General features: G+C 60.2%; 15 protein-coding genes. 8 read left to right on the top strand and 7 right to left on the bottom strand.

Annotated elements, in window-relative coordinates:
- The first annotated feature begins 17 nt into the window (after positions 1–17).
- Entirely contained in the window at positions 18–1,202 is a 1,185-nt protein-coding gene (locus tag ACTG2S_RS17255) for a MerR family transcriptional regulator (protein ID WP_376891777.1), read from the top strand.
- 66 nt (positions 1,203–1,268) lie between these two features.
- Here ACTG2S_RS17255 and lnt read toward each other — a convergent pair whose 3' ends face one another.
- The 5 genes from lnt to miaB all read right to left on the bottom strand — a co-directional run bounded on the left by lnt (position 1,269) and on the right by miaB (position 6,949).
- On the bottom strand, positions 1,269–2,813 hold the full coding sequence (gene lnt / locus ACTG2S_RS17250) for an apolipoprotein N-acyltransferase (RefSeq protein ID WP_279498641.1): 1,545 nt from the start codon (positions 2,811–2,813) through the stop codon (positions 1,269–1,271).
- A 148-nt stretch (positions 2,814–2,961) separates the two neighbouring features.
- Positions 2,962–3,846, bottom strand: a complete 885-nt coding sequence (gene corC, locus ACTG2S_RS17245) for a CNNM family magnesium/cobalt transport protein CorC (protein WP_005354092.1) — start codon at positions 3,844–3,846, stop codon at positions 2,962–2,964.
- A gap of 95 nt (positions 3,847–3,941) precedes the next feature.
- Complete coding sequence (gene ybeY, locus ACTG2S_RS17240; protein WP_047438028.1) at positions 3,942–4,406, bottom strand: rRNA maturation RNase YbeY; 465 nt, start codon at positions 4,404–4,406, stop codon at positions 3,942–3,944.
- Entirely contained in the window at positions 4,403–5,461 is a 1,059-nt protein-coding gene (locus ACTG2S_RS17235; protein WP_047438025.1) for a PhoH family protein, read from the bottom strand. Before ACTG2S_RS17235 ends, ybeY begins: the two co-directional genes overlap by 4 nt.
- A gap of 54 nt (positions 5,462–5,515) precedes the next feature.
- Positions 5,516–6,949 carry a tRNA (N6-isopentenyl adenosine(37)-C2)-methylthiotransferase MiaB gene (gene miaB / locus ACTG2S_RS17230; RefSeq protein WP_005335132.1) on the bottom strand — a complete coding sequence of 478 codons (1,434 nt, stop codon included), beginning with the start codon at positions 6,947–6,949 and terminating at the stop codon, positions 5,516–5,518.
- Between the two features lie 265 nt (positions 6,950–7,214).
- Between miaB and ACTG2S_RS17225 the strand changes: the two genes are divergently transcribed.
- The 4 genes from ACTG2S_RS17225 to ACTG2S_RS17210 all read left to right on the top strand — a co-directional run bounded on the left by ACTG2S_RS17225 (position 7,215) and on the right by ACTG2S_RS17210 (position 10,933).
- Positions 7,215–8,378, top strand: a complete 1,164-nt coding sequence (locus tag ACTG2S_RS17225) for an FAD-dependent oxidoreductase (protein ID WP_274160791.1) — start codon at positions 7,215–7,217, stop codon at positions 8,376–8,378.
- A 49-nt stretch (positions 8,379–8,427) separates the two neighbouring features.
- Positions 8,428–8,994 carry a cysteine hydrolase family protein gene (locus tag ACTG2S_RS17220; RefSeq protein ID WP_274160792.1) on the top strand — a complete coding sequence of 189 codons (567 nt, stop codon included), beginning with the start codon at positions 8,428–8,430 and terminating at the stop codon, positions 8,992–8,994.
- 132 nt (positions 8,995–9,126) lie between these two features.
- Positions 9,127–9,795 carry an excalibur calcium-binding domain-containing protein gene (locus ACTG2S_RS17215; protein WP_274160832.1) on the top strand — a complete coding sequence of 223 codons (669 nt, stop codon included), beginning with the start codon at positions 9,127–9,129 and terminating at the stop codon, positions 9,793–9,795.
- Positions 9,796–9,994: 199 nt separating this feature from the next.
- Positions 9,995–10,933, top strand: coding sequence for a diguanylate cyclase (locus ACTG2S_RS17210; RefSeq protein ID WP_439983000.1), 939 nt, complete (start codon positions 9,995–9,997; stop codon positions 10,931–10,933).
- A gap of 92 nt (positions 10,934–11,025) precedes the next feature.
- On the opposite strand, the gene ACTG2S_RS17205 is transcribed toward ACTG2S_RS17210, so the two are convergent.
- Positions 11,026–11,934 (bottom strand): LysR family transcriptional regulator, encoded by a 909-nt coding sequence (locus ACTG2S_RS17205; protein ID WP_139463532.1) that lies wholly within the window; start codon positions 11,932–11,934, stop codon positions 11,026–11,028.
- Positions 11,935–12,050: 116 nt separating this feature from the next.
- Here ACTG2S_RS17205 and ACTG2S_RS17200 point away from each other — a divergent pair, with 116 nt between their 5' ends.
- On the top strand, positions 12,051–12,296 hold the full coding sequence (locus ACTG2S_RS17200) for a hypothetical protein (protein WP_058058871.1): 246 nt from the start codon (positions 12,051–12,053) through the stop codon (positions 12,294–12,296).
- Between the two features lie 8 nt (positions 12,297–12,304).
- Complete coding sequence (locus ACTG2S_RS17195; RefSeq protein ID WP_279498639.1) at positions 12,305–12,952, top strand: HAD-IA family hydrolase; 648 nt, start codon at positions 12,305–12,307, stop codon at positions 12,950–12,952.
- 116 nt (positions 12,953–13,068) lie between these two features.
- Here ACTG2S_RS17195 and ACTG2S_RS17190 read toward each other — a convergent pair whose 3' ends face one another.
- Complete coding sequence (locus ACTG2S_RS17190) at positions 13,069–13,671, bottom strand: nitroreductase family protein (protein WP_005348028.1); 603 nt, start codon at positions 13,669–13,671, stop codon at positions 13,069–13,071.
- Positions 13,672–13,919: 248 nt separating this feature from the next.
- On the opposite strand from ACTG2S_RS17190, the gene ACTG2S_RS17185 reads away from it, so the two are divergent.
- Positions 13,920–15,470, top strand: coding sequence for a diguanylate cyclase domain-containing protein (locus ACTG2S_RS17185; protein WP_439982998.1), 1,551 nt, complete (start codon positions 13,920–13,922; stop codon positions 15,468–15,470).
- Positions 15,471–15,472 lie beyond the last annotated feature (2 nt).

Genomic DNA, 15,472 nt, shown 5'->3' with positions numbered 1-15,472 from the left:
CACCGTGAGTGATTGCCATGAAAATATCCGAACTGGCCCGCCGCTGCGGCCTCGCCCGCTCCACCCTGCTCTATTACGAGAAGTTGGGGGTGATTGCCGGTACCCGGGCCGCCAACGGCTATCGCCACTATGACGAGGGGGATCTGCAGCGACTGCAGATGGTGCAGGCCCTGCAGGCAGGTGGCCTCAGCCTCAAGCAGTGCCTCGCCTGTCTGGCTGGCGAGATAGATCAGGCGACATTGCAGGCCCGGGTCAGGAAGTTGGATGAGGAGCTGGCGCGGATGCAGCGCGCCCGGGATCTGTTGGCGGATCTGGCAGGGCTGCGCCCGCGATCTGGTGAGGAATTCAAGGCCTGGCAGCTGCAACTGCAGCGCGAGGCACCGGAGGCCTACTTCGCGTGGGTGATGAAACAGGGTTTTAGCGAGAAAGATCGCTACCACTTGCAATGGTTGAGCAAAGACATGAATGAACATGAGCGTTACATCAAGGACTTTATCCAGCTGCTGGATGGCATGAGTTACTGGGGGCCGGGGGATCGCGCCTTCACCCAGCAGCAGTTTGCCGCCTTGCCCATCCGGCCGCGCCGGATCCTCGACATGGGCTGCGGGCGCGGTGCCTCGACCATGGCGCTGGCTCAGGTGACCGATGCCAACATTGTGGCCATCGATCTGGAAGAGGATGCACTGGCCGCCGTGGCGTACTCCGCCCGTGCAGCGGGCTTTGAGCATGTCTCCACCCTCTGCGCCAACATGGCGGCACTGCCGGACGATCTGGCCCCGGCCGACCTCATCTGGGCAGAGGGGAGCGCTTACGTGATGGGGGTTGCCAATGCGCTGAAAGCGTGGCGTCCGCTGCTTTCAAGCCCGCAGGCTTGCATCGTGCTCAGTGATGCGGTCTGGCTGACCGATAACCCGCCCGAGGAGGCATTGGCATTCTGGCAGCAGGATTATCCCGCCATGCAGACGCTGGCGGGCCTGCTTGAGACGATACAAGCGGCAGGCTACCGCTGCCTGTCACACACTCCCTTGCCGATGAGCGCCTGGAACAACTATCTGGACCCTATTGAGGTCAATCTGGTGCGCTATCGAGACGAGCTGGGGGAGAGTGCCGCCTGGCAGGACTTGAGTCGGGAAGTGGCCATCCACCGCCAATATCTGGGCAGTTACGGCTATGTGATCTGCTGCCTGCAAAAAGATGCGTGATAAGTTGTCGTAAAAAATGAGGCGCCTGCGGGCGCCTCGTTGTTTATCAGGGATTGCGGATGGCCATTACAGCTCGCGGGCCCAGGGGTGAGCCTTGGGGCGCAGCGCCAGCGCCAGACCCAGCAGCAGCACAGTCAGGCCGTAGAGGGGCCAGCTACCAAAGCGCATGTAGGGGGTCTCGCCGTGGGCGGGACGTACCTCGCTGCGCAGCACGCCCGCTTCAAACTGCGGGATCTGGCCTATGATGCTGCCGTCGATCTCGGTGACGATAGTGATGCCGGTGTTGGTGTCCCGCAGCAGCGGACGAGCCAGCTCCAGCGCGCGCATCCGGGCGATCTCCATATGTTGCCACGGGCCGATGCTGGTGCCGAACCAGGCATCGTTGGAGACGGTCAGCAGGAAGTCGGTATCGGCATTGACGTTGCGGCGCACTTCCTCCGGGAAGATGATCTCGTAGCAGATGGCGGCGGCAAACTTGAGCCCCTTGGCGATCAGGTTGGGTTGCACCTCTTCACCCCGGCTGAAGGAGGACATCGGCAGGTTGAAGAAGGGGGCGATGGGGCGCAGCAGATCTTCAAACGGCACGAATTCGCCGATGGGCAGCAGGTGGTATTTGTTGTAGCGGTTGGAGTGGTTGTAGAAGTAGGACTCCTTGCCATCCGCATCCTGCACCCCCATGCCGAGCACGGTATTGTAGAAGCGCTGTTGCTGCTCGTCGTAGTGAATAATCCCAGCCAGCAGGCCGGTATCGTTCACCTTCATCGCCTTGTCCAGATTCTCCAGATAGGGGCCCATCGCCTTCTCGATGGCCGGGATCGCCGACTCCGGCCAGATGATGATGTCGGCATCCTGATTCTCGCGGCTCAAGTCCTGATAGGTGCGCACCGTGGGGGCCAGCGCCTCCGGATCCCACTTGAGTGACTGGGCGATATTGCCCTGCACCAGTGCCACCTTGACCGGCTCACCACGGGTGACCCAGTTGAGCTGCATCAGACCGTGAGCACCTGCCACCAGCAGGGCAGGCACCGCCAGCCAGAGCGGGGAGCGGGATTTCCACACCAGCCAGATGGCGGAGGCGGACAGCAACAGGGCGAGGGTGATGCCCTGCACCCCGAGAATGGGGGCAAAGCCCTTGAGGGGGCCGTCGATCTGGCTGTAACCAAACCAGAGCCAGGGAAAGCCGGTCATCACCCAGCCGCGCAGCCAGTCAGCCACTAACCACAGGGCCGGGAAGGCGAGCAGCCAGCGGCTCCAGTGACGGCCGCCAAAGAAGCGGGCAAAGACCCAGCAGGCGAGCATCGGGTAGAGGGCCAGATAGGCGGAGAGCCCGGCCAGCAGGACGAAGGCGACCGGCAGCGGGATGCCGCCAAACTCGGTCATGCTGACATGGATCCACCATAGCCCCGGCAAAAAGAGTCCCATGGCGTAGCCAAAACCGCGCCAGGCGGCCTGTTTCGGCGTGGCTTTGTCCAGCAGGGCGTAGAGGCCAAGCAGGGAGGGGATCACCAGCGGCCAGTAGCCGAAGGGGGAGAAGGTCAGCACTGCGATGGCACCAGAGGCCAATGCACTGAGGCTTAACAGAATTTTGGAAGTAACAGGGGATAATCTCACGGGCGATGGTGCTCGTCTTGGTGTGCAACTGGGGTCGAATGGCCGGTATCTTAACCTGTAAGCGGGGCAACGGCGAGCCTCGATGCCGGTGGCAGAGAGCACAACGCCCCGAGGTCGGGGCGTTGTTTCACACATTGAGCGGATCTGCTTATTGCGGCTCGGATTGCGCCGCCGCGTGGTGTTCGGGGATCTTCACCTGCAGCTGCTGCAGACGACGCCGGTCGGCATGCATCACCTTGAACAGGTAGCCGTCCAGCTCGATCTCCTCGCCCTTCTTTGGCAGGTGGCTGAAGGCGTGCATCACCAGACCACCCACCGTGTCCACCTCTTCATCGCTGAATTTGGTGCCGAAGAAGTCGTTGAAATCCTCGATCTCGGTCAGGGCACTGATGGAGAAGACCCGCTTGCTGAGGCGGCGGATCTCGTCCGGCTCATCCTCGATGTCGTCAAACTCGTCGTCGATCTCGCCAACGATCAGTTCCAGTATGTCTTCGATGGTCACCAGACCGGAGACGCCCCCAAATTCGTCGACCACGATGGCCATGTGGTAGCGCTCTTCACGGAACTCCTTGAGCAGACGGTCAACCCGTTTGCTTTCCGGCACGATCACCGTGGGGCGCAAGATTTTCTCGAGCTGCAGCGGCTCGCTGGCGTGATGGCCGCCAAACCCGAAGGGGAGCAGATCCTTGGCGAGCAGAATGCCCTCCACATGATCCTTGTCCTCGTTGATCACCGGGAAGCGGGAGTGGCCGGACTCGATGATCACCGGCAGGATTGCATCCACCGGTTGGGACTTCTCGATGGTCACCATCTGGGAGCGGGGGATCATGATATCGCGCACGCGAAGATCGGCGATCTCCAGCACCCCCTCGATCATGTCCTTGGTGTCCTGATCGATGAGGTCGCGCTCTTCGGCATCGGCTATCACGTCTACCAAATCATTGCGGTCTTTTGGCTCGCCCTGGAAGAGTTGGCTGAGTTTGTCGAGCCAGGTTTTCTTCGGCGAGCCGGTACTAGGGTGATCGTCGGTCATTTTCTCTCTTGGTTACTCGTATGAACACACTTGAAATAGTTCGGGTTATATAAGGATGGCCATCTGCTGTTTCAAGACGATGACCATCCGGCGTTTTACTCTTCGTCGTTCAGATAAGGATCGGCAAAACCGAGCTCCTGCATGATGTCGCGCTCAAGCGCTTCCATCTCTTCGGCTTCCTCATCTTCGATATGGTCATAACCTAGCAGATGCAGACTGCCGTGCACAACCATGTGGGCCCAGTGGGCCATGAGGGGCTTATTCTGCTCGTTTGCTTCCTGTTCCACCACCTGACGGCAGATCACCAGATCGCCGAGCAGCGGCAGCTCCAGACCGGGTGGCGCCTCGAACGGGAAGGAGAGCACATTGGTGGGCTTGTCCTTGCCGCGATAGGTGAGGTTGAGCTCGTTGCTCTCCGCCTCGTCGACGATGCGCACCGTCACTTCAGCCTCCTGCTGGAAGCCGAGAATGGTGCCGTCGAGCCAGCCTTGCAACTGGGCTTCGGTGGGCAGGCCGTCAGTGCTGGCACTGGCCAGCTGCAGATCCAGGGTTACGCTCATTGCTCACTCTCTTTGCCGATGCTCTCTTTCCCAAAAATGGGGGCTGCTTTTTCCGCTGCCTGTTTGGCATCGAATGCCTCATAAGCCTGCACGATGCGGGCCACCACCGGGTGGCGCACCACGTCTTTGGATTCGAAGAAGTTGAACGACAGACCATCGACCCCTGGCAGCACTTCCAGCGCGTGGCGCAGGCCGGATTTGGCGTTGCGCGGCAGGTCTACCTGGGTGATGTCGCCGGTGACCACCGCCTTGGAGTTGAAGCCGATCCGGGTCAGGAACATCTTCATCTGCTCTGTGGTGGTGTTCTGGGCCTCATCGAGAATGATAAAGGCGTCATTGAGGGTTCTTCCGCGCATATAGGCGAGCGGCGCCACCTCGATGATGTTGCGCTCCATCAGCTTCTCGACCCGCTCAAAGCCCAGCATCTCGAACAGGGCGTCGTAGAGCGGGCGCAGGTAAGGATCCACCTTCTGGGAGAGATCCCCGGGCAGGAAGCCCAGCTTCTCCCCCGCTTCCACCGCCGGGCGAGTCAGCAAAATGCGGCGAATTTCCTGACGCTCCAGAGCATCCACCGCCGCTGCGACCGCCAGATAGGTCTTGCCGGTACCGGCCGGGCCGATGCCGAAGCAGATATCGTGGCGCACGATATTGGCGATGTACTGGGCCTGATTTGGGCTGCGTGGTTTGATGAGACCGCGCTTGGTCTTGACCGTCACCTCCTTGCCATAGGGGATGCTCGGCGCCGGTTCGTCATCCTGCTCCAGCACCCGCGACTCCTGAATGGCCAGATGGACCATGTCGGGAGTGATGTCGGTCACCTTGCCACCCTTGAGGGGCTGGGTTTCCACATAGAGGTGCTTGAGGATGACGGCGGCGGCATCCAGCTGGGCCGGTTTGCCCACTAACTGGAAGTGGCTGTCACGGTAGCTGATCTCGACGCCGAGGCGGCGCTCCAGCTGCTTGATATTGTCATCGAAGGGGCCGCACAGGCTGGCAAGGCGCTGGTTGTCGGCGGGCTCCAGATGCAGATTCAGGGTCGAGATGTGTCGGCTCAAAATATCCTCGTCTCAAGGCGCTCCCCATCCGCCGGGCGAATGGGGAGGAGGGGATTAATGGGGTGTGAAGGCGGCCACGCCCAGCTCGTCCGGTACGTTATCCGGGCGACGGGCCAGGATTTCGCTCGGGGCGGTGGCGATCCGCAGGTTCATCTCGCTCTCGCCGCGGATGAACTTGCCGCGCAGGGAGTTGGGACGCACCTCGGTGATTTCCACGTCGGCAAAGCCGCCGATCAGGGTGTGCTGGCCTTCGAAGTTGACCACCCGGTTGTTCTCGGTGCGGCCACACAGCTGCATCGGGTCGAGCTTGGAGGGCCCTTCCACCAGGATGCGCTGGGTGGTGCCCAGCATGGCGCGGCCAATCTGCATTGCCTGGTTGTTGATGACGTGCTGCAGGCGGGCCAGACGGGCTTTCTTCACTTCCATGTCGACATCGTCGGGCATGTCGGCGGCCGGGGTGCCCGGGCGCGGACTGAAGATGAAGCTGAAGCTCATGTCGAAACCCACATCCTCGATCAGCTTCATGGTCGCTTCAAAGTCTTCGTCCGTTTCATTCGGGAAGCCAACGATGAAGTCGGAGCTGATGGTGATGTCGGGACGGGCGGCACGCAGGCGACGGATCTTGGATTTGTACTCCAGGATGGTGTGCGGGCGTTTCATCATGGTCAGGATGCGGTCGGAGCCGCTCTGCACCGGCAGGTGCAGGAAGCTGACCACTTCCGGGGTATCTTTGTAGACTTCGATGATGTCGTCGGTGAATTCGATCGGGTGGCTGGTGGTGTAGCGAATGCGATCGATACCGTCGATGGCGGCCACCAGACGCAGCAACTCGGCGAAGGTGCAGATGCCGCCATCAAAGGTCGGACCGCGGTAGGCGTTGACGTTCTGGCCGAGCAGGTTCACTTCGCGCACGCCCTGCTGGGCGAGCTGGGCGATTTCGTAGAGCACGTCGTCCAGCGGTCGGCTCACCTCTTCACCGCGGGTGTAGGGCACCACGCAGTAAGTACAGTATTTGGAGCAGCCTTCCATGATGGAGACGAACGCGGTGGCCCCTTCGGCGCGCGGTTCGGGCAGGCTGTCGAATTTTTCGATCTCGGGGAAGGCGATATCAACCTGGGCACCACGGCCCTCTTGCACTTCCTTGATCATGGCGGGCAGGCGATGCAGGGTCTGCGGGCCGAACACGATATCCACATAGGGAGCGCGCTGGCGGATGGCATCGCCCTCCTGAGAGGCAACGCAGCCACCCACGCCGATCACCAGACCGGGCTTGTTGGCCTTGAGCTTTTTCCAGCGTCCCAGCTGGTGGAACACCTTCTCCTGCGCCTTTTCGCGGATGGAGCAGGTATTGAGCAGCAAGACATCTGCCTCTTCGGGCTCTTCGGTAAGGGTGTAGCCATTGCTGGCATCCAACAGGTCGGCCATTTTGGACGAGTCATACTCGTTCATCTGGCAACCCCAGGTTTTAATGTGAAGTTTCTTGCTCATTGCTTCTCTTGACTTGTTTTGAAATCGGCATGGTCAAAGGACCGCGCATTTTACTCCGCAATCTGGATACTGCCTAGCTAATATCCAGCTGGCAATGGTGCTCACCCGATACCTGTTGCCAGCAAGCTCAATAAGCTTTCTCCTTGATTTGACGCAGCAATTCCCCGTTTGCCTCACTGTTTATCAGCCGCCCTTGCGCTATCATGCAGCCATCCGGTTCACGTCCGGGCGCTGTCGCCGGACGCACCCTTTCAGGAATAAATGTATGGAACAGTGTGATATCGCCATCGTCGGCGCCGGCATGGTGGGCGCCGCCACCGCCTGTCTGCTGGCAGCCCAGGGCCTCTCGGTGCGGGTCATCGAGACCCAACTGCCGGAACATTACGCGCCGGAGCAGCCGCTGGATCTGCGGGTCTCCGCCATCAGTCAGGCCTCGGTGGCGCTGCTGGAGCAGGCCGGTGCCTGGCACCATCTGCAACAGATGCGGCTCTGCCCCTACCGCCGGCTGGAGACCTGGGAGCTGGACGGTTTTGCCACCCGCTTCAATGCCGCCGATCTCGGTCTGCCCCAGCTCGGCTACATCATCGAAAACCGGCTGGTGCAGCTCGCCCTGCTCAAACGGATGGAGGATTTTCCCACCATCCAGACCCACACCCCGGCGGCGGTGACCAGCCTGCGCCAGAGTGCAGATGAAGCTGTGCTGACTCTGGACGACGGCACCGAGCTGGCGGCCCGCTGGGTGCTGGCTTGCGACGGCGCCGAATCCCACACCCGCAAGCTGGCGGGTATCGGCGTATCGCGCTTCGAGTACCGCCAGCACTGCATGCTGATCAATATCGACACCGATTTCCCGCAGGAAGATATCACCTGGCAGCAGTTCACCCCGAGCGGCCCGCGCGCCTTCCTGCCGCTGCCCGGCCAGCACGGCTCTCTGGTGTGGTATGACAGCCCGGCCCGGATCCGCGCGCTGGCAGCCATGAGCAACGAGGCGCTCGCCGCCGAAGTGCGCCGCCACTTCCCGAGTCGGCTCGGCGGGTTCACCGTCACCGGCAAGGGGAGCTTCCCGCTGGTGCGCCGCCACGCCAACGACTATCACGTCGGTCGGGTGGTGCTGCTTGGCGATGCTGCCCACACCATCAACCCGCTGGCGGGGCAGGGGGTCAACCTTGGCTTCAAGGATGTGGCCTGCTGGGCTGATCTGCTGCAAGGAGCTGGCGCCGACTGGCATCAACTGGCGTTGGCCGAGCGTTACGAGCGGCGCCGTCGTCCTGACAACCTGCTGATGCAGTCGGGGATGGATCTCTTCTACGGGGTGTTCAGCAACGAGATTGGCCCCCTCAAGCTGGCCCGCAATCTGGCCCTCAATCTGGCGGATAAAGCTGGCCCCTTAAAGGAAATGGCGCTGCGCTATGCACTGGGGCTGGTTTGACAGGTAGAAACCAGATAGCACGGGCTGAATGCGCGAAGGAGCAAAGGTGATGAACAAGGCACTGCTGGTGATCGATTTTATCAACGATATTGCCCATCCCGACGGGCGCATTGCCGCCTCTGCAGCCCACGTGGTGGAGCAGGATGCTGTTGCGCATGCCAATCAGGCGCTGGCCCATGCCCGCGCCAACGGCTGGCTGGTAGTGCTGATCAAGGTGGGCTTTGACGGCGGCTATCAGCTGCAACCCAAGGGGTCTCTCATGTTTGGTCCCGCTCACCAGTTGGGGGCGCTCTCTTTGGCTGACAGCGGCACCGACTTTCATCCTGATCTGGATGTGCAGCCCGGCGATCTGGTGCTGACCAAGCCCAGGGTCAGTCCCTTCTATGGCACGGCGCTGGAGCCTGCGCTGCGGGCCAACCACATCGACCACCTCTATCTGTGCGGGGTGAGCACCAGCTGGGCCATTCAGGCTGCGACGCGTGATGGTCACGATCGCGACTACGCCATCACCATTCTGGAGGATGCCTGCGCCGCCGCAGATGCCACCGAGCATCACACCTCGCTGCGCATGCTGGGTCGCATCGCCGAGATCATCAAGGTGTCCCAGCTGGCTTGATCCTTAACGCAGGCAGCACCCGAGCACCGTGTTGAGATTGACTCTGCGGCCCTCTGTCGGGCCGCAGCGCTTTTGGGCAACATGATTGTTGGGCAAGATAGTGCTCACATGGATAACAACAAGGATGGACAGATGCGTTATCAGGGACGGATCGCGAGCTGGAACGAGGCGCGCGGCTTTGGATTTATTACGCCGGAGCAAAATGGCGCCGAGCAGGCAATCAATGGAGCACGCAGTGCAGGGCTGTTTGTGCACGTTACGGCGCTGCAATCAGATGGCCGGGTGCCCGAGCCGGGGGAGCGTGTCACCTATCTGATCGGCAGTGGCCAGGATGGCAAACCGAGGGCGTTACAGGTCTTTTTCCCCGATCGCCCGCTCACGTTGGCGGATGCCGAGCCTTCATCCGCATCATCAGCGGCGCCATCCTTTCGGGCGGCAAGTCAGCCGCCACGATCCACCTCGACCAGAGAGAGAAGTAACCCCTATCGACGTCGCAAGAGCAGCTGGAGTGGCAAATTGATCCCTCTGCTGGTGCTCGTCGGCCTCTTTTCCATCTATTCCCGTTTCTCGGCCGAGTCGATGGCGCCATTGTCGGTCTCATCTTTCAATCAGGAGGAGATCAGCACCTCGGTCAGCACGCCACAGACACCGACCTTTATTCGTCAGTGTGATGGTCGGCAGCATTGCTCCCAGATGACCTCCTGCGAGGAGGCAACCTGGTTTTTACAAAACTGCCCTGGTACCAAGATGGATGGGGAAGGAGATGGCATCCCCTGTGAAAATCAGTGGTGTGGTCATTAAATGTGACTTATCAGATACATATGCTCATGATGTGCTCTTGTTATCCGGAACAGGGAAACTGGCCTGAAACCTTGCCGGATGGTGTTCGATGGTGAAATTTGGTCTCAGTTGGCTAAGTGGGAATGGGGTGCTTTACTCTATCTGCTGACTTAATTGTTAATATATGACGGTATGCCACTTTTGCCACAGGATGGCCACCATGGCGGATGAGATACAGACGCGGCAGAGTCACTTCGCCGAGCGAGCCCATCATCTGGCTGCGCTGCTGGATTCGCTGGAAGACCAGATATCGGTGATAGATCGGGATGGCGTGATCCATTACACCAATCTCGCCTGGGATCTGTTTGCCGAGCAAAACGGCATGCCCAAGGGATATAACTGGATTGGGGTCAATTACATGGGGGCTTGTGACGCTGAATCCGAGCCCTCTGGATTGGCTGCTGTGGAGGGGATCCTTCGGGTTATCCGTCATCAGCAGGAGAAGTTTTATCTGGAATACCCCTGCCACAGCCCCGACACTCAACGCTGGTTTATGATGCGAGTAGCGCCGGTACCCGGGCTTGATGCCGAGTATTTTTCCATCGCCCATATCAATATCACCGAGCGCAAGCTGCTGGAGCTGGAAGTTGCCAGCCTCTCCCAACATGATCCCTTGACCGGACTGGCCAATCGGCGGCTGTTCAACAGCTTTTTGCATAACGAGTGGCGGCGCAGCATGCGTGAACATACCCCGCTCTCCCTCATCATGCTGGATCTGGATAACTTCAAGGCGTGCAATGACCATCTTGGTCATCAGATGGGGGATGGCTCCCTCCAGCTGGTGGGCCATCTTCTGCAATCCTTCTGCCAGCGTCCGGCGGATCTGCCCTGCCGTTTTGGTGGTGACGAGTTTGCTCTGATCCTCGGCAATACCTATCGAGATGCGGCTCAGCGGATTGGAGAGGAGATCCGCCAGGCCATCAACGATCTCGACATCGTGGTGGCAAATAATATTCAGCTTAGCGCCAGCATTGGCATTGCCACCTACACGGCAGAGCAACTGCTGGAGGGGGAAGGGGCGTTGCTGGCCGCGGCCGATGCGGCGCTTTATTGCGCCAAGGGGGCGGGTAAAAACCGTAGCCACTGCGCCAGCTGTTGAACCGCATTGCCGCTTTTGTTCTGCATGCGCCCCCTTGATGGGGGCGCACTGTTTTGACGTGGCACGATGTTAGCTAACAGCGAGCGTTGGTTTCAGCGCTCGGGCGTGGCCGACACCGGCAGGGGATGGCTGGCGATCACCTGCCTGACGAAGTGATCCCGGATGGGGTCGGCAAAGTCCGGATTCCATACCATGCTGACTTCCCACTCGGAGCTGGGACCAGAGAGAGGATAGAGGGTGACATCGGGTCCTGCGATAAAGCTGACGCTGCGCGGCAGGATGGCATTGCCGATGCCCGCCGCGACCAGCGCCACCAGCGTCTGGATATCTTCGGCCTCCTGAACCATGCCGGTCAGCCGATTGGCGCCGAGAAAACCGGCGATCTGCTGGCTGAGCCCAGGGCAGCGGTGGCCCACCATCTGCAACAGGGGTTGACTGGTCAGTGCCTGCTGGACGTCGAATGCGGCCGGGTCTGGCTCGGTCATCCGTGTCGGCACCGCCAGCACCAGCCGGTCGATCAGCAGTCTGTGTTCCTGCAACTGGGGCATCTGAGGTCTGCGCATAAAGCCAAGCTGCAACTGGCCGGAGAGCAACTGCTCCTGCTGGATCGCGGAGGGCATATCCTGCAGATGGACCATCACGTCCGTGACCTGCTGTTTGAAGCGGGCCACCAGCGCAGGGGCCAGCGCGAAACTCGACAGACCGAAGCCAATCTTGAGCCGACCGGCTACCCCGCTCGCCACCGCCAGCGCATGGCTTTCGAACTCCCGACCATGCTCGACCAGCGCACTCGCCTGAGTGAGCAGCTGGGCGCCGAGCGCCGTCAGCTCGGCACCATGGCGGCCCCGCTTGAACAGGGTGCAGCCTAGCGTCTGCTCCAGCCCCTGGATCTGCTTGGTGAGGGCCGGTTGGGTGATAAAGAGGCGGCTGGCCGCTTCCCGGTAGTTGGCGGTGTCGGCCAGCGTCACAAACGCCTGCAGTTGCCTCAAGTCGAATTTCATTCCAATTGGTTATCCAAAGTGGCGATTTATTGATTATAAATTATCTAATCGCCTTGTTCTAATGGCTCGGCAAGGGGGGAATTGCCCTCCTCTTAACCGGAACAAGGAGCCATATCATGTCCACTCAACGTTATCTTTTTTTGATCAAGAGCACGCTGGTGCTGGCTCAGCCGTTGGCGGCCCCGGAGACTGGGGAGCTGCTCGCCAGCCTGTTGCAACAGGGATTTGTGGTCGGCCCCTTGCAAGTGTGGGCTGGCAGTGCCGAGCAGGCGTTGGCCTGTTATGAGCGTGCCGCCCAGCAGCAGGCCTTTGCCGATGCACTCTCTGGCTCTCTGCCCGAGCTGGCCGGGGTGCCTGTATGAGTGCTGGCATGAACACGATCACCCTGTCGGTATCCGCCCTGCTGCTCGATATGGATGGCACTCTGGTCTGCTCGACCGGCGATGTGGAGAAGGTGTGGCGGCTCTGGTGTCAGCATCATCAGCTGGCCCCCGAGCCGGTGCTGGCGATGTGCCACGGTATGCGCTCACGTGAGGTAATCCGGGCGTTGGCTCCGCAGCTGGATGTGGAGCGGGAAGCGGCGCGGCTCGACGAGCTGGAGATGCTGCATACCGGCGGCGACGCCATCTTTGGGGCTGGCGAGTTGCTGCGCCGCTTGCCGCCAGAGCGTTGGGCCATCGTGACCTCCGCCAGTGAGCGGGTTGCCCGCCATCGCCTGCGTTGTGCCGGTTTGTTGCTGCCCAACCTGCTGGTGGGGGCCGAAGCTGTGATCAATGGCAAACCCGATCCCGAACCCTATCTGCTGGGGGCTGAACGGCTTGGCGTGTCGCCCGATTGTTGTCTGGTGTTCGAGGATGCCCCGGCCGGTATCGCGAGCGCCCTGCGTGCAGGTTGCACCGTGGTGCAGGTAGGGGGCGATGCGCCGCTCAATCCGGCGGTGGTGGCGGTGATCCGCGACTGGCGCGAGGTGAAGGTGGAGCCTGGGGAGGCGTCCCTGCTGGTGACGCTGCTCGCCTGAGCTGTGGATAGAGCGTATTACGACCGCAGATTGCGGTATGAACCATCGCTATCCGCACTTTTGATGTCGAAATGAAAACGCCCCCGAGATGCGGGGGCGTTTTTCTTTCTCAACGGTTATTTGAAAACGCGGAAACGGGTAGCGTCGTCGATAAAGGTTTTGTCACCGGCCGGTTGCTTGATGCTGCCAAAGGGCATCTGGGCGCGCAGCAGCCAGCTGGCGGGCAGGTTCCACTCCTTGCGTACCGCCTCGTCGATCAGCGGGTTGTAGTGCTGCAGGGAGGCACCGACTTTCTCCTGCGCCAGCGTCGTCCAGACCGCAAACTGGGCGATGCCGGTGGCATGTTCCGACCAGATGGGGAAGTTGTCGGCATAGAGGGCAAATTTTTGCTGCAGATCCTTGATGACGTCGGTGTCTTCGAAGAACAGCACGGTACCGAAGCCTGCGCGGAAGCTGCCATCTACCTTGGCCTCACTCTGGGCGTAGGCCTCCGGCGGCACAATCTTTTTCAGCTCGGCTTTGACGATATCCCACAGCTTGTGGTGCTGGGCGCCAAACAGGATGACGGCACGGGAGCTCTGGGAGTTGAAGGAGGAGGGGCTGTGCCTGATGGCATCCTGGATCAGGGCCGTCAGCTGCTCCGGCGTGTGGGACACCTGGTCGCCCAGGGCATAGATGGTACGACGTGCTTTGATCTGTTCGATAAACGGACTGCTCATAACATCTCCTTGTTCTGCTTGGCGTTGCAGCCGGTGATGGACGGTTTGTCCAGCGCCTGCCGAATCAGGTATAGACTATAACACCCACGATGCAGAGCGGGGTTAACCCGGGGTAACTAGCGTTTTTCCTGTCAGTTGATATTCGTTTGCGAACCCTGACGTTTCGTTAATGTTGGAAATGTCACTTAAGGGGCGCGAAAGTGATATTAATCAATGATTCACTCTCCTTTCTCTCCCACAATCCCCGTATGTTTTCTTGGTTCGGATGTGATGTGAGCCGTTCGTATCTCAATAAACGCTACTATGTGCTGGTCCCCCTCTCTGCATTGATTGGTTTGATGATCCTGATAGTGACGATCATCATGGCTATTGCCAGCTATCTGAGGGATATCGACATGACGGTATCCGGTTTCGGCCACATGGCATCCTCCGTTGAAGCGTCCCTGATCCACGAGATGGTGAAGGTCAATGAGCGGCAACTGGCAGTGCTGGAGGCCTCGCTCGACAAGGAGAAGATCGCTCGCGGCGGGCTGGCCGACTCCCCCATCTGGGCCATTGCGCACAAGATCAAACCAGGCAACCACTACATCTACTTTTACAACCTGAACGCGGATCGTATCGACAGCTACCCGGACTGGCTACCGCCCCCCGGTTATCAGGCGGCGTTGCGACCCTGGTATCAGGTGACCACCATGCCGGGCGACGAGCTCGTCTGGTTTGGCCCCTACCCTGAATACAATACCAATGAACTGATACTCAGCCTGATTAAACGGGTGCGGGACGATCAGGGGCAACTGCTGGGGCTGCTGATGGTCGACATGTCATTCGACTCGCTGCAGCAGGCGCTACAGCGGACGGTTGGCGGCAATCAGGCCGCACTCTATCTTACCTTGCGCGACAGCGGCCAGCTGGTGGTGGGCAGCAATATGGATCTGCTGGCAGATCACCCAATCGAGCAGCATCAGGGCCAGCAGTGGCTCGGTCTGGATGTGTTGTGTCATGGTACTTTCCTTAAGCGCGAGCTGGCGGACATTGCCTGGGATCTCAATATCTATCTGCCGCCCGTGCTGTTTCGCAACAGCCTCTATGAGGCGCTGCAGATGGTGGTTTTGCCATTGATCTCCCTGTTTGCCATCTGGTGTTGCACGCTGAGTCTGCTGGTGCGGATCTTCCGCCAGGAGCAGGCGCTGGTGTCGGGGTCACTGACCGGTATCGTGCGCAATCTGGAGAGTTCTCCCCCTATCACCAAGGCCAATACCTGGTTTGTGCGACGCAGCCTGAATGAGATCGATCAGGTCAGGGCCAGCTTCCTCAAGGGGCAGGATGCGCTGTTGCGGGACCCTCTGACCGGTATCATGAACCGGCGAGCCTTCGAGCAGCACAAGAGCGCGCTGGAGCTGAGGGGGGAGCGCTTCTGGCTGCTGCTGTTTGATATTGATCACTTCAAAGGACTCAATGACAGTCGGGGTCATGCCTTCGGCGATCAGGTGCTGTGTCGGGTGGCCAACTGTCTTGCTGATGTGCTGGGGGTGAGCACGGTTTACCGGATTGGTGGCGATGAGTTTGCCGCTCTGCTGCAACAGCCACAGGATGAGTTGGCGGAGAAGCTCAATTGTCTGCTTGACGTGGTGCGACATCAACAGTGGCGTGAGCACAAGGGACAGGTCACCTTGAGTATCGGCGGCGCCTGCCATTCACCCGTTGCCGACCCCATCTTCGAGCGTGCTGATGCAGCCCTTTATCGTAGCAAGGAGGCTGGCCGGGACTGCTGGCATCTGGCGGATGAGGCTGCTGACTGACA

Origin of the sequence: Aeromonas sp. 82P (assembly GCF_051919365.1) — a bacterium.
In the GTDB taxonomy this organism is placed as follows: domain Bacteria; phylum Pseudomonadota; class Gammaproteobacteria; order Enterobacterales; family Aeromonadaceae; genus Aeromonas; species Aeromonas veronii.
This window is presented reverse-complemented; position numbering and strand designations above follow the sequence as displayed.

Bases quoted from the DNA above. Each gene is read 5' to 3' on its own strand.
- ACTG2S_RS17255 (WP_376891777.1), top strand. From the start codon at position 18: ATGAAAATATCCGAACTGGCCCGCCGCTGCGGCCTCGCCCGCTCCACC.
- corC (WP_005354092.1), bottom strand. From the start codon at position 3,846: ATGACCGACGATCACCCTAGTACCGGCTCGCCGAAGAAAACCTGGCTC.
- ybeY (WP_047438028.1), bottom strand. From the start codon at position 4,406: ATGAGCGTAACCCTGGATCTGCAGCTGGCCAGTGCCAGCACTGACGGC.
- miaB (WP_005335132.1), bottom strand. From the start codon at position 6,949: ATGAGCAAGAAACTTCACATTAAAACCTGGGGTTGCCAGATGAACGAG.
- ACTG2S_RS17225 (WP_274160791.1), top strand. From the start codon at position 7,215: ATGGAACAGTGTGATATCGCCATCGTCGGCGCCGGCATGGTGGGCGCC.
- ACTG2S_RS17220 (WP_274160792.1), top strand. From the start codon at position 8,428: ATGAACAAGGCACTGCTGGTGATCGATTTTATCAACGATATTGCCCAT.
- ACTG2S_RS17215 (WP_274160832.1), top strand. From the start codon at position 9,127: ATGCGTTATCAGGGACGGATCGCGAGCTGGAACGAGGCGCGCGGCTTT.
- ACTG2S_RS17210 (WP_439983000.1), top strand. From the start codon at position 9,995: ATGGCGGATGAGATACAGACGCGGCAGAGTCACTTCGCCGAGCGAGCC.
- ACTG2S_RS17205 (WP_139463532.1), bottom strand. From the start codon at position 11,934: ATGAAATTCGACTTGAGGCAACTGCAGGCGTTTGTGACGCTGGCCGAC.
- ACTG2S_RS17200 (WP_058058871.1), top strand. From the start codon at position 12,051: ATGTCCACTCAACGTTATCTTTTTTTGATCAAGAGCACGCTGGTGCTG.
- ACTG2S_RS17195 (WP_279498639.1), top strand. From the start codon at position 12,305: ATGAACACGATCACCCTGTCGGTATCCGCCCTGCTGCTCGATATGGAT.
- ACTG2S_RS17190 (WP_005348028.1), bottom strand. From the start codon at position 13,671: ATGAGCAGTCCGTTTATCGAACAGATCAAAGCACGTCGTACCATCTAT.
- ACTG2S_RS17185 (WP_439982998.1), top strand. From the start codon at position 13,920: ATGTTTTCTTGGTTCGGATGTGATGTGAGCCGTTCGTATCTCAATAAA.